The following is a 24,904-nucleotide window of genomic DNA, read 5'->3' as shown; positions in this document are numbered from 1 at the left end:
GATTTTATATAAAAATTTAGGGGCGTGACTTCTGTCACAGCCCCTTCGTTTACTTAATCGTTAATTTAGATAAATCATCAAATGTATAAATTGGAATCAAACCAGCATCTTCAACGTTACCAATCCGGTTGCTAACTGCAAGGATCTTCTTATTATCAACAATTGGATAAATCCGGGCATCATCTGCAATTGCACGTTGTAAATCATCATACAGGAGTGCACGCTTCTCAGGATCTAGTTCAATTGCTGCATCAACAAATAGTTGGTCGGTTTCAGCATTCTTGGTTTGGAAGTAATTGGCACTTCCATTCGTTGTAAATAGCGAACTATATAAATCAGGATCATTTCCCATAATATAACCACCTAAGAAAAGGTTATATTTCGTAGAACCTGGTTTACTTAATTCGGTATAAATAGCTGTACCGTCGCCACCTTCTAAGGTTACATTGATTCCTGCTTGTTGTAATTGTTGTTGAATCAATGTCGCTTGAATCGTTTGAGCGGGATCAGTCGAGCTAAAAGCAATATTTAGTTTTAAATCTGTTACACCCGCTTCCTTTAAAAGCTCTTTTGATTTCTCAATATTCGTTTCATATTTTTCTAAATCTTCTGTTGCATAAGGGTTATTTGGTGGTAAAAATGAGTACGGTGTCGAAAAATATTGCTCATCCAAATAAGCTGCTTGATTGAGTTCTGCCTTGTTAATTGCAAAAAAGACTGCTTGACGCACTTTCGGATCTTTCAATGCCTCGGATATAGTATTGACACCCATGTAACCAACACGATTTTCTGAATATGGATAAGTTGTAATTGATCCACTGTCTAGATCCGCAATATCTGAAGGTAAGACAACTGCCGCATCGACTTCACCTTTTTGTAAGGCAACTTTTGCTGTATCTGTACTTTCAATAATACGTAACGTCACATTTTTAATTTTTGCTTCACCACCATAGTAGTGTTCGTTGGCTTCAAAAGTTAAATATTCGCCACGTTTATATTCTTTTAAGCGATAAGGCCCCGTTCCAACTGCCGGGCTCGACAAATCATTAACAGAAAAATCGGCTTCATCTTTAAAAACATGTTCCGGAATAATAAAAGTTTCGGAAACGATATTTTGCAAAGCAGCCGCACTTGGAGATGGTAAAACAAATTTTACCGTATAATCATCAACTTTTTCGATTTTAATCGGTTGATCATTAATCCATAATTGATCGGCATTCCCATTTTCTTTTTTTACTTTTTGTTCATAGGTAAAAACAACATCATCGGCTGTCAAGTTTTCGCCATCTGACCACTTGACCTCTTGTTTTAATTGAACAGTTAACGATAAGCCATCTTCTGCCGCTTCAACAGATTCTGCTAAGGCATTACGTTGAGTGCCATCCGTTTCTACAACAACTAATGGCGAATAAATCATATTATTCATTGTTAGCCCCCAACGATCACTTGTGTTAATCGGATTGGTCGATGACGGATCACCGCTAATTGCATAGGTAAACGATGCTTTATCTCCTCCTGAAACAGCCTCACTATTTCCGGTCTCGCTCGTATTTCCACCACATGCTACCAGTACCAAACTTGTCGCGACAATTATCCCAGCTAACCATTTGTTTCTTTTCCCCATTCGTATAGCCTCCCTTTTATTTAAAAACACATCAAAGGTTTTTTCTTAATTTCCTTTGATCAATGAAGCAGAACCAACAGCAACACTCGCCCATATCTTCATTATTCATCTTTTCTGCCTCACCTCCTTTAAATAAAAAAACCTTTATCAGCCAACGCAAAAAGCATTGCTGATAAAGGTAACATTCTTGTTCCTTAATAGAGCGTCAATTTATCGATTATACAACTTATTGTATTTTAATCAAAAAGACTGGTCTAATCAACGTTTCATACTTTCCCTAGCTTGTTAATAAGAGTTACTTTAACCTAATTGTAATGTACTGTCAAATAATACCACTCATTATTTTGAACTAGTCAATCTTTAGAAAGAAAGCTTCGATAAGTTTTATCCATTAAGATTGCTCCGAGTGGTGCAGTCACAACAATCGACAATACCGCAACGGTTAAAATAATTTCACCACTAGCCAATCCCATCGCAAGTGGTAACCCGCCAATTGCCGCTTGAACCGTGGCTTTTGGGGTATAGGCAATCGCTGTAAATATTTTTTCTTTCCGATCCAAATTTGTACCAATCAAGCTAACAAAAACACCGACAATTCTAAAGAATAAGCTTCCGACAACAATCAAAACAGCTAGAAATCCTGCATTCCTTGCATAGTCCAAATTAATTAACGCACCGACAAGGACGAACAAAAGAATTTCTGCCCCACTCCATAATTTTGAAAATTTTAATGATAAGCGGATTGTAACAGCCTGTTTTAACTGATTCAATGTCACACCAAGCGCCATCACTGCTAACAATCCTGAAAAACTAACAATTCCTGACAGCCATTGTTCACACGTGACGAGTAAAAATGAAAGTGACAACAAAATAATGACTTTTCCTGTGTCTCGCATTCGTAAAATGGTGAATAATTTCGCCAGAATGATTCCGAGTAAAACGCCGACAAAAATACCAAGAACAATTGCAATCGGAATGTTTAATAAGTGAGTGGCTGTAATCGACTCTCCTTGTGCCAATCCCATGAATGCCGTAAATAAAATAATCACAAAAACATCATCGACTGAAGCACCGGCTAAAATCATTTGGGGAATGCTTTTTTTCGTCCCATAATTGGTTTCCATCAATTTTAACATACGAGGGACAATGACTGCCGGAGATACCGCCGCGATGACTGTACCTAAAATAGCCGCATCTAATAAACTAAGTCCAAAAAAACGAGGACCTAATAGCAGCATACCAATTATTTCAAAACAAGCTGGGATAAAACACATTAAGATTGCTGGCCGCCCAACTTTTTTCAAGTCATAAACATCTAAATTTAAGCCTGCACGAATTAAAATAATAATCAATGCAATTTGTCTTAAATCCGTTGAAAGAGCTAGAATCGTCGGATCTAATAAATTCAAAACACCAGGACCTAGCAAGATGCCTGTCAGGAGCATCCCTAGCAATTGTGGTAGACCCATTAATTGGAATAATTTACCTAAACTCATCCCAACTAGAAAAATTAGTGCAAGTGATAGTAACATTTTGTTCTCTCCATTCTTCTCGCAGCAATCAAAAAAAGCCAATGATCCTGCGAGTATTTTCGCAGAAGTCATCAGCTTGAATAAGCGGTTTAGGTTGTACACCTAGGGAGAACTTCATTCCCTATGAAAAATTGTACTATAGGTGAAATCGACTGTCAATCAGCCACCGATTTCTTCTTCACTCATTTTCTGAAATGCATCTAAAATCGCGCGGACTTCATCCGTCGATTTTGTCCCCATTAAGCTCACTCGTAAATCACTCGCTCCTGGAAAACCTTTAACATAAATTTTAAAGAAACGATGCAAGCCTACGATTGAACGAGGTACCATCTCTGCATAATGATCTTGTAAATCAAGTTGCAGTCGTAATAAACCTAGTAATTCTTGACTCGTATGTTCTTTTTTTTCTAATTCAAATGCATAAGGATTTTTAAAAATCCCTCGACCAATCATTATTCCATCGACACCATATTGCTCAAATAATTCCAAGCCTTTTTGACGATCTGGAATATCACCGTTAATCGTAATCAATGTGTCGGGTGCAATTTTATCACGCAAAGCCATGATTTGTGGAATGACTTCCCAATGGGCATCGACTTTACTCATTTCATTACGTGTCCGCAGATGAATCGATAAATTGGCAATGCCTTGTTTTAAAAGGTGACTAATCCAAGCTTCCATTTCTGACATTTCAGCGTAACCAATTCTTGTTTTGACACTGACCGGTATTCCTCCAGCCTTAGCTGCCTCGATTAACTCTGCTGCAACTTCTGGGCGTAAAATTAAGCCACTACCTTTTCCTCGACCCGCAACATTGGGTACAGGACAGCCCATATTAATATCCAGCCCTTTAAAGCCCATTTCAGCTAGCGCAAGACTCATCTCTTTAAAATAAACGGGATTATCTCCCCAAATATGCGCCACGATTGGCTGTTCATCTTCTGTAAAAGCGAGGCGACCACGAACACTGTCTTTTCCATCTGGGTGACAAAAACTATCTGAATTCGTAAATTCTGTAAAGTACACATTCGGTGCGCCAGCTTCTTTAATCACATGACGAAAAACAACATCCGTCACATCTTCCATCGGTGCTAATACGAAAAAAGGCTTTGGTAAATCAGCCCAAAAATTGTTACTCATAAATGTTAACTCTCCATTTCTTACACTTTTTATCTACTGTTACGAATCATCTTCAAAAACATTCCTATTATACTAATAATTTAGCCAAGAAGCAAAGCCTTACGCATTGTTTGACATAAGACAGTCTCTCAGCCAAAATGAAAGATAAGATATTTAAGAAGGAGGATACAAATGATTGATGAGAAGGATAAGAAATATTTGAAACGCTGTGTCGAATTAGCCGAAATTGCCTTAACAAAAGGCGATGAACCTTTTGGCTCAATTTTGGTCTCTGCTTCTGGTGAGATTTTAGCTGAAGATCACAACCAGGTAGCTGGTGGCGATCATACTCAACACCCGGAATTTGCTTTAGCAAGATGGGCAGCAGAAAATCTAACGCCCGAAGAACGCCAAAAGTCCACTGTGTATACGTCTGGTGAACATTGTCCAATGTGCGCTGCAGCTCATGGTTGGGTCGGGCTTGGGCGGATTGTTTACGCTAGCTCCTCGAAACAACTCGTAGAATGGCTTAGTGCTCTAGGTGTGGCCCCAGGACGTGTTCGTAATCTATCGATTGCAGAAGTCATTCGTGATACGATTATTGATGGTCCTGACCCCGAATTGGCCGAGGAAGTTCGACTTCTACAAGAACGATTCCACACAAAATAACAAAAAAAGAAAGCTTTGTGACAAGCTTTCTTTTTTTGTTATTTTTGCAACTCCTGTAAAATTCGATCGTAGCCTAGCTCTTTGGCACAGTCTTCTGCTGTTCGACCTGAATGATCACGTAACGTTTTATCTGCATTGTATTTCAAAAGCTCCTGGACAATCTCTAAATAAACCTGCGAACCATCTCTTAAAGCAACCGCTTCGATTAATGCTGTATAGCCAAAATTATTTTGATGATTAATATCTAAACGACCGTCTTCAAGTAGTAATTTGACGTTGGCAAGGTGCCCTTTTTCCGCTGCTGGAATCAAGGCGTTACCACCATAACGATTGACAATTGATTGATCGGGCTGACCATGTTCTAGCATATATGCTAGAATCTCAGTTTTACCTTCGGCGCCTGCATATAAAAATGGACTGTCTTGTATTTGATCTTGCTGATTGACATCAGCCTTGGCATCAATTAATACTTTCGCAATTTCCAGTGAATTATTGTGTGTCGCAATTAATAGTGGGCTTTCACCTTGACTATTTGTCTGATTGATTGCATCGGGTTGAATGGCTATAATTTCTTTGACTGTCACTAAGTCATTCCCTTCAACGGCTTCGATTAATTCTCCTGATAACTCATCCATTGATATCGATCCTTTCGTTTCCATGGTTTCTGACATTTCAACACGGCTAAAACTATTAGTAGAAGAGATTGAATCCTCTGTAACCTTTTTCGGTGAGCAACCTACTAATAGTAAAGATACTGCGAACACGAATGCGATTGTCTTAAACATAGACTCACACAGGCTTCTTAACAATGCATTCAATTTCAACATCCGCACCTAAGGGTAACTCATAAACAGCGACACATGTGCGGGCTGGAAACGGTTCGTTGAACATCGTTTGATAAACGGAATTCATTTCCTCAAAATATTTCATTCCAGTTAAGTATACATTCACCTTTACAATATCATCAAAAGTCACACCCGCTTGATCTAGAGCATCTTTTAAGTAAGCAAAACTTTTCTTCGTTTGTGTCGTAATATCGTATTTCTCTCCTTGATAATCTGCCCCATTGTAGCCAGTTTGACCAGAGAAATAAATAAAATCACCCGCATCAACCGCATGAGAGTACGGTCCTGACGATGTCATTGATTTCCCAGTATACGTTTTTCTTCCCATAATATCCCTCCTATTTTCTGTTCTTATCTTATCATATAAATTGATCTGAAAGACATCAATCTATAGGACTCACCCTTTTTCCTTATGCGAAAGCGGATAAAGAATTCTTTATTCGTTAACTTTTTATCGATTTTTAAAAAAATAGCGTTATTCAACGAGTAATCATCGAATAACGCTATTTTTCGTTTACTTATTAAAAATCTTTGGCCCTTTACGCATGTTTTTACGATCGTTCTTCGGAACATCGACTTGTTTTGATCTTCCGCCGCCTTGTTTCTTTTTAATTAGTTCTTGCATTTTTTCTTTTGTATTCATAGTTATATGACACTTCCTTCATTAATATCGATGATTTGTTAGAGAAAGAATAAGTGAATACTACCGCCAATAACTGCCACCGAAAATAAAATTTTACTAATCAGTTTGTTTTTCTGAGCAAAATTCCCGATAATCAGAGCACCTATCGCTAAAACTCCCCAAATAAGACTAATCACTCGTTCCACAATAAAATTATTTGGCAATGCGGTAAATATAAGATAGGAGAATAAAATCCCTAAAATCGTATTCCAAATGAATCCAATATTTTTTTCGCTATTTTTATAAAGCAAAAATTGACCCACAACGACCAAAACAAATAGGATCACATAAAGCATCAATAATAGCTGCATCATAAAAATCCACCTCTTCTCTACTTGTGTAAATATAGCATATTGAATTTTTTTTTGAAAGAGAAAACCATGTTTTCATACGAATATTTTCAATAACTTACAAAATATCGACTTGTTGTTTACGATTTATTAGAATACCAACTAAAATTGAACGTATTAAGACGAACAATAGGATTAGAACAAATTCTGCTTGTCGAATTCGACCATTTAATAATAGAAGAAATAGGTGATTTTGATAGGTAGCAATTGTAAGATAAATATGCTTTTTACATCTGTACTATTGAAGGTTGATCTGGAAATAAATGGATGAACGAAACAAAATTTAAACCATTCCATTCGTATTTTTCTACGCTACTGACTCTCATCTTCTGTCTTTAAATGTCTAATTTTCTTAACCCTAATCCTTTAACGATTTCTGGATCACGATGCGAAAAAAATAAACTTTCTTTTTGATCCATTTGAGCAATAAGAGCCATGTTTTCTTCACTTAGTTCAAAATCAAAGACAGTGATGTTTTCAAGCATTCGCTCTTTACGGACCGATTTTGGAATCACCACAATGCCTCTTTGGATAAGCCAACGTAAAACGATTTGAGCGGGTGATTTTTGATACTCTTTTGCGATGGATTGCAATCTTTCGTTGGTAAACAACTCATTTCGTCCCTCTGCAAAAGGTGCCCACGCTTCAATCTGAACATTATTTTCTTTCATAAAATGAGCATTTTCAATTTGTTGATGGAAAGGATGTGTTTCGACTTGATTCACTGCAGGAGTGATTTTATTATGAATGATCAAGTCCATCAAACGATCTTCTTGAAAATTACTGACGCCAATCGCTTTTATTTTTCCTTCTGCGTAAAGCTCCTCCATCGCACGCCATGAACCATGTACGTCACCATAAGGTTGGTGAATTAAATATAAATCGAGATAGTCAACTTGCAATCTTTCTAACGAGAGATTAAACGCTCGTTTTGTTTTTTCATATCCAGTATCTTGCACCCAAAGCTTGGTTGTAATAAATAGCTCTTCACGAGGAATTCCGCTACGTTTAATGCCATTACCCACAGCCTCTTCATTTAAATATGAAGCTGCCGTATCAATTAAACGATAACCGATTTCTATCGCATCAACAACTGCCTGTTCACATTCTAGTGGATCATTGATTTGAAAAACACCAAAACCTAAGATTGGCATTTTTACCCCATTATTCAAAATAACTTCTTTCAAAAAAATTCCTCCTCATACTTGCATATTAGATTTAGTACCCACTCGATAAATTTATTTTTTGTCGAAAAATGAATATTTTCCAAATTCGCTACAAATTGCTAAACGTTATCAAAGTAGTAATCTTATTTTCATTATCGTTCAAGATCGGAATGAAACGGTAGCCTATATTTTTCAAATGTTTGCCTAATCCTCTCATATCCATTTACAGTTGAACCTCCTATCACTTATACTGGTTGAAATGAGATCTTATAAGGAGATGACTTTTATGTCACATCATTTACTACAGCAAGAAGCACTTACCAATATCATTGAACGATATACTCGAACAGACGGTCAACATCCTTCGTTGATTCCGACATTATCATTCACTCGAATATCAAAAATTACCGATCCTGCTCATGGTGTTTATACGACATCTTTATGTGTTATTGCCCAAGGTGAAAAAGAAGCCCTACTTTCAAACGAACGGTATACTTATAATCCCAATCATTATTTAATTGCTTCTGTCGAATTACCTGTTATTGCGCAAATCACAAAAGCTTCTTCAGAAAAGCCTTATTTAGCCTTAAAACTGGATTTTTCAGCTCATGAAATTATTGACTGCTTACGAGAAATGGCATTGACTACTCAAAAATCAAAGACTACGAAACGTGGCATATACATTAGTCAAATGGAACAGCCTTTACTTGACGCCTTGCTTCGTTTAGTCTACTTACTCGAAACGCCAGCAGATATTTCAGTCCTTGCACCTCTTATCAAAAAAGAAATTATTTATCGTCTCTTGCAAAGCGAACATCGGGAACAACTCATTCAAATCGGCATTGAAGGCAGTACGACACAACAAGTGGCACAAGTCATTCAATATATTACAAAAAACTATGAAAAAAATATTCCTATCAAACAGTTGACTGCTATCGCACAGATGAGTCCCGCAACTTTGTATCGTCATTTCAACCAAGTAACAACGATGAGTCCCATCCAATTCCAAAAAGAATTACGATTACAAACGGCACGACGTCTCCTAATTTCGGAACCCTTAAACGCTTCCGATGTTGCTTTTCGTGTCGGATATGAAAGTCCGTCCCAGTTTAGCCGAGAATATTCTCGAATGTTTGGTCGGTCACCCAAAGAAGACGTGAAGTTTTTTGAAGAAAAGTTGACGCTACGATAACTAAAAAATGGACACCCATAATTGACGATTAGGGTTGCCCATTCTTCATTTTGTTCAATTATCTTTGTTTAGATATCTAAAAAATTCTACAATCGTCCTAACAAATAACTCCATCTCTACTTATTGACTCGTTTCATTTAAAAAATCAATTAACTGATTAAACGTATTTACTGCTTGTGGCGTATTCATTATGAATTGATATTCGTGTTCTAATTTGGCCTCATCAAGTGAATAAAAAACATCCTGAACCATCACACCTTGTGCTCGTAATTTTTCTGCCAATGCAACGCCTTGATTTTGGAAAGAATTCACATTTCCATCTGTAATAAATGTACTCGGAAAGTCTTCTCCAACGTGTTCAATGATCGAAGCTTCTTGTATCACCTCTGAATTGGACCAATCTCGTTCTCCAATGTAGGACCAACCAATTCTCTTTAAGAAAAATTGCAACACAGCATTATCACTCATGCTCGCAAATTGCGAGATATCATATGGTCCGCAGAATAATAATGCGCCTTTAAGCGTCTCTATAGGGATGCTGGCTTGAATGTCACTCTTGTTTTTATAGTTTTTATTGACTTGAATCGTTAAATATTGACTGGCAATTTGTGCTCCAGCTGAATCACCAGCAAAATAAATTCGCTCTAAATCAATCCCATAATCTTCTGCATGTTCTTTTATGTATTGATAAGCTTCATCCAACTGTTTAACAGGTGTAGGATAGATTGCACTGGGCGCCAGTTGGTAATTAAGATTCACAACGACATAACCTTGGTTAGCGATTTGAACGGCATACTCCGTTACGTCTGATTTATCTCCGCCTACAAACGCGCCTCCATGAACCCAAAATATAACAGGTACTTTTCCACTGTGTTTAACAGGTTTAACGACATCTAAATAGCCATCTTTAAACTTTGATTCGTAGGAAATATCTGTATAACTAATTGTTTGTTTTTCAATTTCATCATAGTTAGCTGGTTTAACTGCTAACCCTCCTTCAAACATTTTATTAATTAATAGTGCCGTCGGTCGAGGTGAAACAAAGATTAAAGCAAGTACGAGACCAATTCCCCCAAGTAAGACAATAGCAAAATTCCTGACTATTTTTTTCAAAAGCATTTACTCCTATCCGAGTCACTATTTTTATTTGACTGAATTTATTTTATCATGTTCTCATTCAAATGTGAGAATATTTATCAAAAAACAATCAATGATTCCATTCAAACATGTGATAATGTGTCACTTGGCAATAATTCATCAGTTTAGGAATGATTTCACCATGAAAAACAAGTGTTTGGTCATTTCGATTCGGATGAAAAGCTACGGCTGGATGATTGACAATCTTTTTTTCGATGAAATAATGAATCGTTTTTCTTTCATCATTTAGAACATTTAGCAGTGAAACGGCACCTGGTTCAACTTTTAATTTTGTAAATAATTCTTCTTTTGAGGCAAAACTCAATTTATTTTCACCAGTTAATTCTGACATTTGTTTCAAAGTCAATGAACATTCTTCCGTTACACTAAATAAGTAGGACGCACTCTTCTTTTTGTTACGTAAAAACAAATTTTTATTTCCAAAATCTCTTCTTCAAATACTAATAATTTAGCTTGTTCGATCGTGTAAACAGGGATATGTTCATAACGCTTATACGAAATACCTTCTGTTTCGAAAAAATCAGCGTATGGTTTCTTCATTAATGGCCTCCACTTAGATTTTATTCTTTTTACGGTAAATCAATTGTGATCGATCGATTGTTCGGGATGTTCGTATCTTCAATCGAATGTTCAATACTTTGCCACAGTCGAGGAACTGATTTTTTTAACATTGCATAGTTGGGATCATTTCTAATCTGATCTTTCTCCGCTTCGGTCAATTGATTATTCCCTGTAAAATATCGTAAATTCGCCTCTCCTACCATATCAGCTAATTTTTCAGCATTTTCGATGTCTGACTGTACAAGAATATTTGTCGCAAGATCTTTTCCAACTTGGCGATATTTCTCTTCTAGATATGATGGATACTCTTTTAAATAAGGATTTTCTAAAGCAAGTGAGTCAAAATATTCTCGTGGATCGAAAGCCTCTACTTCATACTTCATTTGATTATTTAATAGTTGTAGATGGCCAATCTGATTACCCGCAGTACTAAAAGAGGAACTAGTAATTTCATAAAAATTCGGATTATCTCTGCTTTGCATAATATTTTGTAAATGGATATGCCCGGTCACTGCCAGTGGTACCTCATACTGTTTAACAAGTGATAACACCCTCGTGGCATTATTCAAAACAAAACCTTTTGTAACTTTTTCATTGTGCGCTAATAAGTTATGATGCATGAAAAGAATCGGTGTTTTTTTCAATACTTTCGCTTCTTTTAGAGAGCTCTCAATCCATTCAAGTGTCTTTTCCTTAAATTCGCCACTTGTAATGGGTTCTATTTTTGAAAAACGATCCGCATAAATATTACTATCGAGGAATAACAAGCGATAGTTTTCTAGGTCAACCGCATAGCTGAGTGAATGTTTATCTTCTGAATGACTGAGGTTATAACCATCAGAAAAAGCCAATCGAAAATCACCGGGACTAATTTGGTGTGTCGTAATTTGTTGTTGATTGGTGAATTTTCGTGCCCAACCATTATAAATATCATGATTACCTGGAATCGCAAAAACAGGGATTCCTGCTGCTTTTAATGGCTTAAAAATTTCAGTCATTTGTTCTAGACTCTGTTTTTCACCATTTAACGTCGTATCACCGGTCAGTACAATGCCATCCGGTTTTTCTTTCAAAGCTTTTTTGACAAAAGCTGTTAAGACTTGTGAAGTATATCGAATGTCTTTTCCAACTGAAGTGGCTTCAAATTGCCGAAATTTTTCGCTATCCTCAAATAATTCATCTGCATAAAAATGATTATCTGAAATAACCCACAGTTCAGGATCTGCTGCAGTCAATAGTTGTTTAGGAACTTGCGTACTCGCTTGCCCTTTCATGCGTTGTTGATTGATAATAAACAACGCACTCATGAATACGATACTAATTATAAAGATGATAAAACTTCTTTTTTTAATCAAGCGTTATCCTTCCTTTTAAAGACATTTTTGTGAATTTAGTACTATTTTAGTATAAAAGACTTCGGGATTATTTGCACTCAATTGGCTTAAATGTAAATAAGTGCAAAAAAACCTAAAAACAAATTACTTTCGAGTAATCATTTTTAGGTTTTTTTACGATTTATAGTGTTGCAATCACTTCAATTTCAACTTTGACGTCTTTTGGTAGTCGAGCAACTTCCACACAGCTTCTAGCAGGAAACGGCTCTTTGAAAAACTGGCTATAAACCTCATTAATTTCTACGAAATCATTCATATCTTTAATAAAAATAGTTGTTTTAAAAACTTTCTCCATGCTCGTTCCTGTTGATTCTAGAATCGCTTGAACATTTTCTAATGATTGCTTTGCTTGTTCTTTCACACCTTCTGGAATCATTCCAGTTGTTGGATTAACTGGCAATTGACCGGATGTATAAACAAGTTCTCCTATTTGAATAGCTTGCGAATATGGCCCGATAGCACCAGGTGCACCATTTGTTGTGATTGGTTTAATATTCATTTGTCATTCTCCTTTGATTGCTATAATATTATGTTATAAATTTCTTTTTAAATAATTTCTACACCATATTCTGAATATTTTTTTATAATATCCGGATTTACCTTAGAATCTGTAATAATTAAATTAATTTCCTCAATGTCAGCAATTTTCACAAGGGACTCATTATCCACATTATCACTTGTGACTAAGACAATTACTTCTTGAGAAATCTCAATTAACTTCTTTTGAATATGAACTTCGCTCATTAAGTAATCAGTCACTCCTCGGGAAAGCGAAACTCCAGCCATACTTAAAAATGACTTGTGAACCACAAAATTCGACAACATGTCTCCTGTAAATTGTCCATCAAATGAGTATTCTTTACTGTTTAAGACACCGCCTAATAAAATAATTGTAAAATTTTCTTTTTCGGCTAATTCATTTGTAATCATCAGTGAATTGGTGATTATCGTCAACTCATTGAAATGATGCTTCATTTCTTTAGCAATTTCTAAGTTTGTTGTACTATTGTTCAAAGCAATGACAGAACCTTCTTCAATATAGCTTACCGCTTTTTGGGCGATTTCTCTTTTCTCCTCAATCGACTCGTCTTTTCTTTTTGCATAATGTAGTTTGCTCGATTGATTTCCTTTTAAGACGGCCCCACCATGAACACGCTTCAATAACCCTTTTTTTTCTAGCGTTTCTAAATCTCTTCGAATTGTTTCGATCGATACATCAAATTCACGTGTTAATTTTGAAACAATCACACTACCTTCAATCGCCAATTTTTTTAAGATTTCTTCTCTTCTATCAGCCGCTAACAAGCTATCGCCTCCTTTATTATATTATAAGTCTACCATAGAAAGATATTCATCGTTTCTTTCTTTCACCTTCTTACTCAAGAGTAATACTGCTAAAATATTTGGAATAATCAAAATTCCCAATATACTATCTTGAATACTCCAAACTAGGGATAGTTCAATCCAACCACCGATTACAATCAAAACTAAAAAAACATATTGATAGACAGTAATTTTTTTATTTCCAATAATGTATTCAATTGCTGTATTTCCTAAGTACCACTGAGCTATCATTGATAAAAAACCAAAAACAACTGTACTCATTCCAACAATATATTTAAATAGTGGGTGAACCGTCCCAAAGGCTAGACTGACTAAAACAGCTGGTGACGCACTTGTTTCTAAAACTCCAGTTGTTAAAATCGCAAACGCAGAAATGGAGCAGATGACAATCGTATCAACAAAGACTTCAGTAATGCCAAAAATCGCCTGTTTTCCAACATGATCAACTGTCGCTGAAGCATGTAATACCGCAGCCGTTCCCTCACCGGCTTCATTAGAATAAAGACCTCTAGATACACCATAACGCATACTTTCTCGTATTGAATAACCTAAAACGCCACCCACACCAGCTTCAAGAGAAAATGCACTTTCAAACATACTAACAAAGACACTTGGGATCGTTTTAATATTAATTAAAATAACGATTGTGCCACCGATAACATAAAAAACTGTCATAAAGGGTACTACTTTTTGTGTCACTGTACCAATTCTTTGAATTCCTCCAATAATGATTAGACCAATTAAAATAATCAAACCAAACGTCGATAGGAGTGGAGGAATACTAAACATTGACTCTATATTCATTGTAATCGCATTTGCTTGAATAAGTGTTCCCCCGGCATTTTGTAAGAGTAAAAGAATCGCATAAATAATAGCTACTTTAGGTAATTTTAAACCTTTAGAAATATAGTACATTGGACCACTAATATACGTTCCGTCTTCTAATTTCTCACGATATTCCATTCCTAATAAAATCTCACTATATTTTGTTGCCATACCAATCATAGCAGCGATCCACATCCAAATAACACTACCCGGACCACCTGACACAATTGCTGTAGCAACTCCAACAATATTTCCATTGCCAATGCAACTTCCTAAAGCCGTACATAGCGCTTGGAAAGGAGTTACATTTCCTTCTCCCGTGACTGCTTGACTATTTAAAATCGGTTTAACAATGGTTTCATTAAGTATTTTGGGTAATTTTTTGATATAAAAGAAACGGATAAGGCCGCCCAAGTACAATCCAGTTCCAATTAGTAAGGCAATTAACCAATTACTCCAAATTAAATTTGAAAAGCTAGTAAAAAAAAGTTCCAGTTTGTCCATGGTCGACTCCCTATCCTCTTTATAATATTTTTCAAAAACTCTTATAACCCTATATATAACAATCAAAAATAACTACAGAAGTGATAGAGCACTCTATAGTTATTTTTGAAATGTCATCCCATTGCTCTTACTTTTTTTGAATTTTTTTAACAAGTAGATTGCTGACAATGAATCCAGCAACACCGAAACCACACATAATTAAGAACACTATCTGATATCCTTTTAAGCCAGGGTTATTATCTAATATATTCCCATACAAAGTGTATGCAAAAATCCCAGGTGCATAACCAATAAAGCTTCCAATAGACATTGCCGCCCCACTCATCTCATTTGGAATTTTAATTTCACCCATCGGAGCAAAGAAAACCGCTCGCATTGCGAAAATAATCGTTCCAATGACTAATGTTAAAATCATTCCAGTGTAAATGCCTAAAACTTTATGCGGTAGGAAAGTAAAAAGTCCTAAAACAATTACACCTACAACAAAAGAGAACCTTAAGAATTTTGAGGGAGATTTAAATTTTTTATCAGCTAAAACACCGCCAACTGGTCCACTTAAGATTTTCAATCCGTATTGATTAATAATACCATACGCACCCACTAAAGCGACTGGTAACGCATAAATTTCTTCTAAGAATGGTAAGAAATACACAAGCCCACAATACATACCATACACGAAGAAAATCGTAAACGATACGAGCCAAACTTCTGGCATTTTCAACGTTGCTTTTACAACTGCCATCGTGTCACCTTTCGTTTTTTCTGTTTGATCAACTACGACTTTCTCATCGTGTTCCAAGCAGAAATACGAAATAATTCCAATCACAATCATCGCAATTGCAAAAAACCAAATGGAGCTTTTCAGTCCTAGTGCACTACTGCCCAACCAAGCAAAAATCCCTAAGCCAATGAAAGCAACAATCGTATCGACTAAGCCGCGACCTCCTTCAAGGAAACCAAATAGCCTTCCTTGTTCATGATCATCCCCTAATGATTTGACTGATTTTAATAAAATCGGCCAGTAGAGCATATCACACGTAATTCCAAACATCGCATAAATAAATAATATGACTTTAAAACTTGGGAAAGTTGCCAACCAAATACTTAAAAACCCTGTTAAAATCAAGGCAAGTGGCAACATGATTTTTTTAGAAAACTTATCAGAAATATAGACTGAAAAGATAAAACCAAAACTAGCAATCGTTGACCAAACACCTGTAGCTGTTCCAATTTGAGTGTGGCTTAAGCCCATAAACTCTTGCATCGGGACGTAGAAAGCTGATTTTAAACTAGCAACTTTATAAATCGTCCCAGCACCTAATACGAGTATGGCGAAGGTAAACCATTTCTTAAAATTTGCACTCTTTGTATCCATTTAATAAACCCCCACTAGATTTTTCACTTTTTGACTACCGGCAATATTTATCTCGTAAAGCTAATGTATGTTTCACACATTGTTCAACACCTCTAGCTTGATCTTCAATCATCTGATCCATTAAGTGTGCTGGTGGATAGTAGTAGTCTAAAGGCTTGATTTCATCATAATCATAGGGTGGTTGTTCAACTTTAAACGCCCCTTCTCCGACTTCATAAACCCCACCTGCTCCAGCTTCACGTTTAAAGCGCGTACAATAAGGGAAACACATTTCAATATTGATACGCGTGAGTGGTGACTCTTCTACTAAAATCTTAAAGCATGTATCCAAATCAATGTTACCTGTTCCAATTGGAACGCCACACACTCGATACTCATCGCCATCTTGTACAATAATATGGTCTTTGAAATGAGTGGTATAAGCATATGGAGCAAGTTTTTTAACTGCTTCAACGGGATCTTCCCAGGCCATCATACCGTTCCCCATGTCACAGTGTGCTTTAATCCAAATGCTATCTACTTCTTCAATCATACCGATAATTTCATCCGCTGTTTCGAACTCATGATTTTCAAGCGCAATTTTCACACGGTATTTTTTTAGAACAGGGATTAGTTTCTTTAAATCTTCAACAACTGTTGGGAATACAGATGAATCAAACTCGTCAAACGGAATATAGGTTCTAATCACATCTGCACCAATTTGGTGTGCAACTTTCACCACTTCTGTTAAGTGCCCCACTTCCGTTCCGCATGTATCAATCTCCGCAAACAAGTTATACTTTTGGATTTCAGTTTTTACTCGAGTTAAATAATCCGTATCAAAAGATTCTAGTACTTTGATATGTTCACGACCCGGCCATGGAATAATGTTTAACATTACGCCATCTAAACCTAATTCTGCTGTTTTTTGAATAAATCCAAAAACATCCATTTTCCCAGTAATAAACTGTAAGTGATAACTTTCTGTTTCTAATCCAATTTTCATCATGTGTACACTCCTTGTATATTCTTTAACAATTTGTACTATACACCATTTTGAATCCGTTATCAACACACAAATGCAACTTTTACATGTATTTATGACCGTTTATGTGTTTTTAAATAAAATAAACCACATAAAACCACTCAAATATAATTTAATCAAATGCTTAATACATCAAAAAACCAGTTAACAAGACAATAAAAATCGTCCCATTAACTGGTTTGTTTATCGTTTAAATATTATGATACTCTTACTTAAAAATACCAAATGGTTTTCCAACTGGTAAAAATGTTTTGCCGAAATGTGTATTCAAAACTGCGGCACCACAGCCATAAAATGAAACGAGTGCAATTGCTAACTCTGAATAAGCCGCTAATAAGTGCATACCGTGTTCCATAATACCAAATGAAGATGCTGCTAGTCCTAAGAATAATAAGTCAATTAAGAAGAAAATCGTAAATAATACTTTATGTGTTTCCATGGCACCTAATGTCATAAAAATGGTAAAGATTAAGTAACCAACAAAGGCGAAACCTAGTTGTTTTGGATCAGCACTCGCTTTTAATGCTTCACCAAATACACCATTTTGAATTAACCATGAAAAGCCCATGGCAAACCAGAAAAATCCGTAAGCCGCAAAAGCTGTTGCACCAAACGTGTTATTATGTTTAAAATCATATACCGCTGCCATCAATTGTGCCGATGCACCTAAAAAAATTGCCCACGGTAAAACTAAAGAGACATCTGAGGTTAACCCTAATTTTTGTGAAGAGGCTACCAGTGTCACCATTGCTAATCCAAACAGACCTAATGCCGATGGATCTGCTACGATTACTTTAACTTTTGTTTCTTTCATTCTTTGATACTCTCCTATCCTTTTTTCTTGAACGCTTGCTTTGAAGTCACTCAAGATTCCTTTTATAATCCTTGGCTATAAAATAATACCTCATACATCTTAGCAAAATTTTATTTAATATGATACTGTTTTTCTTGATTTCTCATATAATATCGCTACCATCGCACGCAAGGATACTTTCGTGGTCGTTCTAGCGTACCAAACAAGTCGCTTTCGATAGCTTACACCGCAAAAAAGAAGTCGAATATTTTTTCGACTTCTTTTAACATTAGATTCTAAACTGTGCAACTCTACGACTTAAGTCTTCTGCAATTTTTGCAAGTTCCTCACTTGAATGAGCAATCTCTTCCATTGAGGCCGTTTGCTCTTCAACTGAGGCAGATGCTTCCTCTGTTCCTGCGGCGTTTTCTTCTGATATCGCAGAAAGTTGCTCAATCAGCGTAATAATTTCTGATTGATCTTCTGCCATTTCATCACTCGATTCACTTACTCGATCGATTATCTTTTGCATTTCATCAATTGCTTCTGTAATTCCATCAAATTTATTACTTGTCATTTCCACACTCTCAGATTGCGATACTACAATTTGTTCTAGAACACTCATCGTCTCGACTCCTGTAGCGGTCTTTGTCGTTAATTCTTGAATAATTGTACTGATTTCTCCAGTAAATTGTCTCGATTGCTCAGCTAACTTACCGATTTCATCTGCAACTACAGCAAACCCACGACCAGAATCCCCCGCTCTTGCTGCCTCGATGGCTGCGTTTAATGCTAATAAGTTTGTTTGATCAGCAATATTTTGAATCATCGCACTCGCGCGCGCAATTTGTTGAGCGCTTTCGTTTGTTTCAACAATAATATCATAAACTTCTTTTGAAGAACGACTATTGTTCTGTGTTTTTTCTACTAATTCCCCTAATATATCGAGTCCTTGATCTTTTAGGACATCGACTTGTTGCGTTGATTCGTTTAACTCTTCAATATATCCCTTGTTTGCTATAACCAATTCACCTAAGTGCATAATCGCTTGAACACCTTGTTCGGTTTCTTTGGCTTGGGTAGATGCACCTTTGGCAATTTCTTCAATCACGGTTGCCACTTCTTCTGCAGCAACAGCAGATTGTTGGCTGATTGCAGTTAACTCCTCGGAAGAACTCGCCAACTGCTCAGATGCTTCCATCACACTACCAATCACATCTTTGACTGCACCTTGCATACTTGATACTGCTTGTGATATTTCACCAAATTCGTCTGTTTGTGCTAATAAATCACTCGGCAATTCATTTGAAAAGTCACTTGCAGCCATGAATCCCATTTGCTCTTTCAATTTATTGATTACTTTTACAGCATCGTTGGATGAGCGATACAACACAACACCTAAGATCGCAAAAGCTGCTAAGGCTGAAACAGCGGCTACCATAATATTTTTTTGAATGGATGACTGAATATTCTCCATTGCATAACCAATACTAAATGCTCCGACATGCTCACCATTAATTGTTGCTGGGTGAACAATGTCATATACAGCAATCTTCTCTTCTCCATAATCCCATGACTCCGCATAAATCTCTTTATTAACTACGGCTGATACCGCACCCTCATCCTCATAGACCTTTCCAATTTCTTCGTGGTCACTATGAGCTGTTGCTACAAGATTATTATCAATAAACATCACGTAAACAATCCCATCATCTGCAGCCATAATATCGACTAAACGTTGATAACTAAATGTCTCTGTCAACTCTTGAATCGTATCCGCTAAAATTCCGACTTGAACATAGCCTTGATTACCTATTTTAAAATAACCATATTTGATGAACTGTCCCGTCTCGCCGTCTTGTACGATTTCATCCATTACTTCTGATTCACCTGATTGAATGAAGTCATACATCCGATCACCAGAACTTGCTCTCCATCCTATAAAATCTGAGATGTTTGTATGCAAAACTTTTCCATTGCGATCATAAACATAAATTTCATCGACATCAGAACCTGCGACTAACGCTTCGATAAATGCATTATCTAAATGCGCCATACTTATTTGAATCGTATTATTCGTTGTTCGAATGGTATTATCTAGCATCTCGGTCATCTGATTGAGTGAATTTGTGTTGTCTTCAATCCGATCAATAAATTTTTCAGATGTGGCAATCCCGTTACTTCTCATCTCTGATAGTAAACTATCGCGAGTGAAATAAGAAGTTATTGCTCCAATTCCTGTTATGACTAGTAACACAACAATCAGCGGAATGATGACCAGTTTAACTTTAATCGTACTGCGTCTCAGTGATTTTTCTTTTTTCATTTTTTTTATACAACTTCCTTCCCTTTAATCGAACAATCAACTTAAAAATTCTTATAAATACCTCTTTCCAAAGCCAGACAATATTTTTTACTTTGCCTGAATATCGAAACAACTATCTAGTACTCTCAGAAACCTCCTGCTAATACCCTCTATCGACCGAAGTCCATTTAACTTAAGTAAAACAAATAAGAGTCATGTTGCCAAATCCAGATAACATCACTCAACAATGTGTTCCGAATTTAATATCGTAATTAAATACCACTCGTTTCCTTTTTATTTCAAAGAGTCGTCTACACTCGATATTTTTAACCCTTATCATGGATTTATTGATTTACTGTCATCGAAAAAAAACATCCCTTACTAGAAAAGGTTCTTCTAGTAAGGAATATTTTATCTTTAATCAATTCTCTTATAAGTTATACTCTAAACTGGCTCACGTTACTTTGTAGTTCTTCTGCTATTTTCGATAGTGATACCGAAGCAGACGTAATTTCTTCCATTGAGGCTAGCTGCTCTTCAGAGGCAGAAGCAACAGTTAATGTATTCCCTGCTGAAACTTGAGAGACTTGTGCGATTTCTTCAATTGAAGCATTAACTTGTTCCACACTTGCTGACATCTCTTCTGATACTGCAGACGTCTCTTGAATACGAGCACTTACAAGATCAATATTATGTAAAATCGTTTTAAAACTTTCCTCGGCTTCATTGACGACAATGACTCCTGTTTTCACTTCTTCCGTTCCTTGATGCATCACATCAACTGCTTGAGAAGTATCTTCTTGAATTTTGTGAATCAATACAGTAATTTGATCGGCTGATTGTTTCGATTGTTCTGCAAGCGTTCGAACTTCCTCCGCTACAACTGAGAAACCTTGTCCATGTTCACCTGCCCGTGCCGCTTCAATCGCAGCATTAAGTGCAAGTAGGTTCGTTTGATCAGCAATCGTTGTTATCACTTCAATAATTTTACCGATTTGGTTTGAGCTAACACGTAACTCTTGAACAACAGTTGCCGATTGATTAACAGATGAATTAATCGTATCCATTTGCTCAATCACTTTTTTCAATGATTCAAATCCTTGGTTTGCCCCTTGATTCGTCTCTAGAGCTAGCTCGGAAACACTTGAAGTTGACTCTGCAATTTGTTGAATACCAATTGACATCTCGTTGATCGCTAATGAACTCTCTGCAGCTCCGCGTTCTTGCGCTTCCGCTCCTTCAGCAACTTGTTGAATCGAGATTGTAATTTCATTCGTTGCTTCCGTTGTTTGTTCAGCACTCGCTGTTAATTCTTGCGAAGAAGCAGCTACCTGCTCTGAGATGCCATTGACTTGCCTCATTAATCCTCTTAAGCGAGACATCATTTGATTAAATGAATTCATTAATTGCCCTAACTCATCTTCAGAAGTATATGTTCCTTCAACGGTTAAATCGCCATCTTCAGCAGCTGACATCAAGGTTTTCACTTCTTGAATTGGGCTGACAATCATTCGAATAATGATTATCGCAACCACCACCTCTACAATGAGTGACAGTACGAAAATCGCAATAATAATCGCACTACTCACATTGTTACTTTCAGTGATTTCGTCATTTAGGTTATCCGCATATTCTTCCAAATAAACTTCAATATCTCTCATGTAAGCGTTTGCTGCTCTTCGGCTTTCTTGTACATCAGATAAGAAAAGAGCATAACCTTCGTCTTGTTTGTCCGCAAAAGCCAAGTCAATTACTTGACCGAGCCCTTCAATGTATTCCTGATTGGCTTTTTTAAATTCCTGTAAATTCGCTAGTTGTTCATCAGATAGGAGAATATTTTCTAATTTTTCCACGTATTCGTACGTTTCTTCTTCTCTTTCAATAATATCAAGTCGACGTTCTTCTTTTAAATCGTATTCTTTATCCAGTAATATTTCAAGAATAAAACTATCGATGGCACGATTATTTGTTCGAATCTGCCCTTGCCATATAATCGGTTGTAGTGAATAATCGAAGACATCTTCTGAATATCGATCCATCTTATCCATTGAGTAATACGCCGTACCAGCAACTACCCCCAAAAAGATCAATGAAATGGTTACTAAGGCTATTAACTTCGTCCTTATTTTGGCATTTTTTAGTGTCACTAAATCAAACTCTCCTTTTCTATTTCATTTGAAACTTCACGAGATAATCCATACGCATCACACGAACCAAATGTTTATGGTATTTTTCAGGAAAATGGTGTAGTCATTTTTCCTTTGTTAAAGATTCTGAATCTCTGTAATACTGTCACTCACTTTAACTCCGTTGTCTACCAATGGTTTACAATGCTGATTGATTTGTTTTTTTCTCGCTCTTACTTAATACAATCGGCATATTATAAATAAAGTTAAATTTATCACAATATCTGATTGTAAAATCGCGAATGACAATAACATAATTATTGTCATCCAGTACTAACCAAACAAAAATACAGCGACGGATTCCTATCTGTTTGTGAGTAGATTTTCTTCCAAATGATCACTATATCGAATGAAAGCAGGTAGTATCTTACATTTTTTCGAGTGTCTTGCTATATTTATATTGTAAAAAAATTGAAAAAAGACAGATTTTTTAGGAATGAGTATAGGAATCGAATATTCAGAAGTCGTGCCCTTTCGCTACGGATTATTGAATTGTGCACTTGTAGTTTAAATAAAAACCCTGTATCTATAATCACAAATGGATGATCGACACAGGATTTCCCGTAGTTATTCATATTCAATTGAGTAAAAAATCACAAAGTCAGTATCGAATTCGCAGATATTCCGCCATCAATTCGATACTGACTACTCCGTATTTAAAGAAACCCTATATAACTACTTTCAGACAACATTAGTGAGACTACATATAACAAATTTTTCTTTATTTCTCTATTCTGTCATTGATACCTCTAAAATTCGGTCATTAAAAATCCCACAACAAAAAAAGGATTTCACCTGTTTATTCACTAAAAACAAACTTAGGCGAAACCCTATCATTCTCACTATATTAAAACTTTGTTAATTCTTATTTACCAATCTTAGACAACAAAGCCACACACTCAACATGATGTGTTTGTGGGAATAAATCAACCGGTTGAACGACTTTTGTCACATAACCTTGTTCTGCGAATAGGCCTAAATCACGAGCCATCGTCGCTGGATTACATGAAATATAAACGACTTTTTTCGGTTTCATTTCACATGTTGCTTCAATAAACGATGCTTCTAATCCTTTACGTGGTGGATCCACGAACACAACATCTGCTTCAATCTCAGCTTTTTCCCATTGTTTCATTGTTTTTTCTGCACGTCCAACTAAATAAGTAGCATTTTCGATGCCATTGATTTCTGCATTTTGTTGCGCATCTTTAACCGCTTCTTCTACAATTTCCATCCCATAAACGTGGCGAACTTGCTTTGCGATACTTAAACCGATTGTGCCAATACCTGCATAGGCATCAATTACAATATCTGTTGGTTTCAATTCAGCCAACTCGAAGGCTTTTTTATATAACTCTTCTGCTTGGACAGTATTGACTTGATAAAATGATTTTGAAGAAATACGGTAAGTGTTTCCTAGTAATTGGTCTTCGATATAACTTTGACCAAACAGAACTTTTTCATGTTCACCTAAGATGACATTGGTTTTTTCTTCGTTAATGTTTTGCATTACAGAAACAACTTCTGGAATTTCTTCTTTAATAATTTCAGCAATTTCACGGCCTTTGAAGAATTTTGCACGGCGAGTAACTAAAACAACCATCATTTGTTGGCTATAATGACCACGGCGGATGATGATGTGACGTAAGAAACCTTCGTTAAATTCTTCATTGTAAGCTGTAATATTAAAACGTGCTAAAATTTCACGAACTTTAACGATGGCAGAATCAATTGCTGGATCTTGAATATAAAAATCTTCAATCGGAATAATGTCATGGCTGTTTTTACGGTAAAAGCCCGTTACTAATTCCCCTTGCATTTTACGCACTGGAATTTGTGCTTTGTTACGATATTCGATTGGATTTTCCATACCAATGGTTGGTAAGACTTCCACTTCTGGCATTTTAGCAATTTTACTCATCACTTTTACAACTTGTTCTTGTTTAAACGCTAATTGCTTGTCGTAAGCTAAGTGGCTTAACGGTGCAATTCCTGTACGCAACAAATCATCATTTGACACTTCTTCTCGATCTGGACTCGTTGTCAAACGCTCTGTTACGCGTGCATAACCAAATTTGCTACCTGCTTTGATTATTTTTACTTTAGCAACTTCTCCTGGTAAAGCATTCTCAATAAACAGGGGATAGTTATCGACTTTAGCAACACCTAATCCTTCGTGCGACAAGTCAATAATTGTTACTTCTAATTCTTGGTTCTTTTTTAAATTTTTGGGGTTCATTTGTTTTCTCCTTTAAT

23 protein-coding genes and 1 riboswitch are annotated in these 24,904 nt (G+C 36.2%); of the genes, 2 read left to right on the top strand and 21 right to left on the bottom strand.

The genetic code is table 11. The features are described 5' to 3' along the window. Positions 1-49: 49 nt before the first annotated feature. The 3 genes from IEV09_RS01615 to IEV09_RS01605 all read right to left on the bottom strand — a co-directional run bounded on the left by IEV09_RS01615 (position 50) and on the right by IEV09_RS01605 (position 4,296). Positions 50-1,624 (bottom strand): ABC transporter substrate-binding protein, encoded by a 1,575-nt coding sequence (locus IEV09_RS01615; protein WP_188366509.1) that lies wholly within the window; start codon positions 1,622-1,624, stop codon positions 50-52. Between the two features lie 353 nt (positions 1,625-1,977). Continuing rightward, positions 1,978-3,156 carry a cation:proton antiporter gene (locus IEV09_RS01610; RefSeq protein WP_188366508.1) on the bottom strand — a complete coding sequence of 393 codons (1,179 nt, stop codon included), beginning with the start codon at positions 3,154-3,156 and terminating at the stop codon, positions 1,978-1,980. 55 nt (positions 3,157-3,211) lie between these two features. Then, positions 3,212-3,287, bottom strand: a riboswitch (Fluoride riboswitch). 28 nt (positions 3,288-3,315) lie between these two features. Next, positions 3,316-4,296, bottom strand: coding sequence for a tRNA dihydrouridine synthase (locus IEV09_RS01605; RefSeq protein WP_188366507.1), 981 nt, complete (start codon positions 4,294-4,296; stop codon positions 3,316-3,318). A gap of 171 nt (positions 4,297-4,467) precedes the next feature. Between IEV09_RS01605 and IEV09_RS01600 the strand changes: the two genes are divergently transcribed. Further along, entirely contained in the window at positions 4,468-4,944 is a 477-nt protein-coding gene (locus IEV09_RS01600) for a nucleoside deaminase (protein ID WP_188366506.1), read from the top strand. 38 nt (positions 4,945-4,982) lie between these two features. Here the strand turns inward: IEV09_RS01600 and IEV09_RS01595 are convergent, their stop codons facing one another. From IEV09_RS01595 to IEV09_RS01580, 5 genes are all read right to left on the bottom strand, one after another. Then, positions 4,983-5,579 (bottom strand): ankyrin repeat domain-containing protein, encoded by a 597-nt coding sequence (locus IEV09_RS01595; RefSeq protein WP_306450157.1) that lies wholly within the window; start codon positions 5,577-5,579, stop codon positions 4,983-4,985. Positions 5,580-5,733: 154 nt separating this feature from the next. Further along, on the bottom strand, positions 5,734-6,117 hold the full coding sequence (locus tag IEV09_RS01590; protein WP_188366504.1) for a RidA family protein: 384 nt from the start codon (positions 6,115-6,117) through the stop codon (positions 5,734-5,736). 186 nt (positions 6,118-6,303) lie between these two features. Next, positions 6,304-6,432: a hypothetical protein gene (locus IEV09_RS12790; protein ID WP_268234640.1), complete on the bottom strand. Its 129-nt coding sequence runs from the start codon at positions 6,430-6,432 to the stop codon at positions 6,304-6,306. Between the two features lie 38 nt (positions 6,433-6,470). Further along, a complete protein-coding gene (locus IEV09_RS01585) occupies positions 6,471-6,785 on the bottom strand; it encodes a hypothetical protein (RefSeq protein ID WP_188366503.1) in 315 nt (104 codons plus the stop codon). Between the two features lie 371 nt (positions 6,786-7,156). Continuing rightward, the gene (locus IEV09_RS01580) at positions 7,157-8,008 is read right to left on the bottom strand and encodes an aldo/keto reductase (protein ID WP_275950516.1); all 852 of its coding nucleotides are present in this window, start codon (positions 8,006-8,008) and stop codon (positions 7,157-7,159) included. A 265-nt stretch (positions 8,009-8,273) separates the two neighbouring features. Here IEV09_RS01580 and IEV09_RS01575 point away from each other — a divergent pair, with 265 nt between their 5' ends. Next, positions 8,274-9,179, top strand: a complete 906-nt coding sequence (locus tag IEV09_RS01575) for an AraC family transcriptional regulator (protein ID WP_188366502.1) — start codon at positions 8,274-8,276, stop codon at positions 9,177-9,179. Positions 9,180-9,299: 120 nt separating this feature from the next. On the opposite strand, the gene IEV09_RS01570 is transcribed toward IEV09_RS01575, so the two are convergent. The 13 genes from IEV09_RS01570 to rlmD form a co-directional block, all read right to left on the bottom strand. Beyond that, positions 9,300-10,292 (bottom strand): alpha/beta hydrolase, encoded by a 993-nt coding sequence (locus tag IEV09_RS01570; protein WP_209651412.1) that lies wholly within the window; start codon positions 10,290-10,292, stop codon positions 9,300-9,302. 94 nt (positions 10,293-10,386) lie between these two features. Then, positions 10,387-10,746, bottom strand: a complete 360-nt coding sequence (locus IEV09_RS01565; RefSeq protein WP_229731640.1) for a YbaK/EbsC family protein — start codon at positions 10,744-10,746, stop codon at positions 10,387-10,389. Continuing rightward, on the bottom strand, positions 10,698-10,877 hold the full coding sequence (locus tag IEV09_RS12695; RefSeq protein ID WP_229731639.1) for a hypothetical protein: 180 nt from the start codon (positions 10,875-10,877) through the stop codon (positions 10,698-10,700). The genes IEV09_RS01565 and IEV09_RS12695 overlap by 49 nt, the downstream gene beginning before the upstream one ends. Before the next feature lie 29 nt (positions 10,878-10,906). Next, complete coding sequence (locus IEV09_RS01560) at positions 10,907-12,253, bottom strand: metallophosphoesterase family protein (RefSeq protein WP_188366500.1); 1,347 nt, start codon at positions 12,251-12,253, stop codon at positions 10,907-10,909. A gap of 160 nt (positions 12,254-12,413) precedes the next feature. Further along, positions 12,414-12,791, bottom strand: coding sequence for a RidA family protein (locus tag IEV09_RS01555; RefSeq protein ID WP_188366499.1), 378 nt, complete (start codon positions 12,789-12,791; stop codon positions 12,414-12,416). 47 nt (positions 12,792-12,838) lie between these two features. Further along, positions 12,839-13,597, bottom strand: a complete 759-nt coding sequence (locus tag IEV09_RS01550; RefSeq protein WP_188366498.1) for a DeoR/GlpR family DNA-binding transcription regulator — start codon at positions 13,595-13,597, stop codon at positions 12,839-12,841. Between the two features lie 21 nt (positions 13,598-13,618). Further along, entirely contained in the window at positions 13,619-14,965 is a 1,347-nt protein-coding gene (locus IEV09_RS01545) for an alanine/glycine:cation symporter family protein (RefSeq protein ID WP_188366497.1), read from the bottom strand. Positions 14,966-15,092: 127 nt separating this feature from the next. Further along, positions 15,093-16,340, bottom strand: a complete 1,248-nt coding sequence (locus tag IEV09_RS01540; RefSeq protein ID WP_188366496.1) for an MFS transporter — start codon at positions 16,338-16,340, stop codon at positions 15,093-15,095. Between the two features lie 34 nt (positions 16,341-16,374). Continuing rightward, positions 16,375-17,328 (bottom strand): sugar phosphate isomerase/epimerase family protein, encoded by a 954-nt coding sequence (locus tag IEV09_RS01535; protein ID WP_209651413.1) that lies wholly within the window; start codon positions 17,326-17,328, stop codon positions 16,375-16,377. A 244-nt stretch (positions 17,329-17,572) separates the two neighbouring features. After that, positions 17,573-18,178 (bottom strand): acetate uptake transporter, encoded by a 606-nt coding sequence (locus tag IEV09_RS01530; protein WP_188366495.1) that lies wholly within the window; start codon positions 18,176-18,178, stop codon positions 17,573-17,575. 268 nt (positions 18,179-18,446) lie between these two features. After that, the gene (locus tag IEV09_RS01525) at positions 18,447-20,483 is read right to left on the bottom strand and encodes a methyl-accepting chemotaxis protein (RefSeq protein WP_188366494.1); all 2,037 of its coding nucleotides are present in this window, start codon (positions 20,481-20,483) and stop codon (positions 18,447-18,449) included. Between the two features lie 416 nt (positions 20,484-20,899). Then, on the bottom strand, positions 20,900-22,609 hold the full coding sequence (locus IEV09_RS01520) for a methyl-accepting chemotaxis protein (RefSeq protein WP_188366493.1): 1,710 nt from the start codon (positions 22,607-22,609) through the stop codon (positions 20,900-20,902). A 904-nt stretch (positions 22,610-23,513) separates the two neighbouring features. Then, on the bottom strand, positions 23,514-24,887 hold the full coding sequence (gene rlmD, locus IEV09_RS01515; protein ID WP_188366492.1) for a 23S rRNA (uracil(1939)-C(5))-methyltransferase RlmD: 1,374 nt from the start codon (positions 24,885-24,887) through the stop codon (positions 23,514-23,516). Positions 24,888-24,904: the final 17 nt, after the last annotated feature.

It is taken from the genome of Enterococcus alcedinis, assembly GCF_014635985.1.
GTDB lineage: Bacteria > Bacillota > Bacilli > Lactobacillales > Enterococcaceae > Enterococcus_I > Enterococcus_I alcedinis.
The sequence above is the reverse complement of the archived record's forward strand: the minus strand, read 5'-3'. Positions and strand labels throughout refer to the sequence as shown.

Bases quoted from the DNA above. Each gene is read 5' to 3' on its own strand.
- IEV09_RS01605 (WP_188366507.1), bottom strand. From the start codon at position 4,296: ATGAGTAACAATTTTTGGGCTGATTTACCAAAGCCTTTTTTCGTATTA.
- IEV09_RS01545 (WP_188366497.1), bottom strand. From the start codon at position 14,965: ATGGACAAACTGGAACTTTTTTTTACTAGCTTTTCAAATTTAATTTGG.
- IEV09_RS01555 (WP_188366499.1), bottom strand. From the start codon at position 12,791: ATGAATATTAAACCAATCACAACAAATGGTGCACCTGGTGCTATCGGG.
- IEV09_RS01590 (WP_188366504.1), bottom strand. From the start codon at position 6,117: ATGGGAAGAAAAACGTATACTGGGAAATCAATGACATCGTCAGGACCG.
- IEV09_RS01540 (WP_188366496.1), bottom strand. From the start codon at position 16,340: ATGGATACAAAGAGTGCAAATTTTAAGAAATGGTTTACCTTCGCCATA.
- IEV09_RS12790 (WP_268234640.1), bottom strand. From the start codon at position 6,432: ATGAATACAAAAGAAAAAATGCAAGAACTAATTAAAAAGAAACAAGGC.
- rlmD (WP_188366492.1), bottom strand. From the start codon at position 24,887: ATGAACCCCAAAAATTTAAAAAAGAACCAAGAATTAGAAGTAACAATT.
- IEV09_RS01530 (WP_188366495.1), bottom strand. From the start codon at position 18,178: ATGAAAGAAACAAAAGTTAAAGTAATCGTAGCAGATCCATCGGCATTA.
- IEV09_RS01615 (WP_188366509.1), bottom strand. From the start codon at position 1,624: ATGGGGAAAAGAAACAAATGGTTAGCTGGGATAATTGTCGCGACAAGT.
- IEV09_RS01600 (WP_188366506.1), top strand. From the start codon at position 4,468: ATGATTGATGAGAAGGATAAGAAATATTTGAAACGCTGTGTCGAATTA.
- IEV09_RS01535 (WP_209651413.1), bottom strand. From the start codon at position 17,328: ATGATGAAAATTGGATTAGAAACAGAAAGTTATCACTTACAGTTTATT.
- IEV09_RS01575 (WP_188366502.1), top strand. From the start codon at position 8,274: ATGTCACATCATTTACTACAGCAAGAAGCACTTACCAATATCATTGAA.
- IEV09_RS01585 (WP_188366503.1), bottom strand. From the start codon at position 6,785: ATGATGCAGCTATTATTGATGCTTTATGTGATCCTATTTGTTTTGGTC.
- IEV09_RS12695 (WP_229731639.1), bottom strand. From the start codon at position 10,877: ATGAAGAAACCATACGCTGATTTTTTCGAAACAGAAGGTATTTCGTAT.
- IEV09_RS01525 (WP_188366494.1), bottom strand. From the start codon at position 20,483: ATGAAAAAAGAAAAATCACTGAGACGCAGTACGATTAAAGTTAAACTG.
- IEV09_RS01610 (WP_188366508.1), bottom strand. From the start codon at position 3,156: ATGTTACTATCACTTGCACTAATTTTTCTAGTTGGGATGAGTTTAGGT.
- IEV09_RS01595 (WP_306450157.1), bottom strand. From the start codon at position 5,579: ATGGATGAGTTATCAGGAGAATTAATCGAAGCCGTTGAAGGGAATGAC.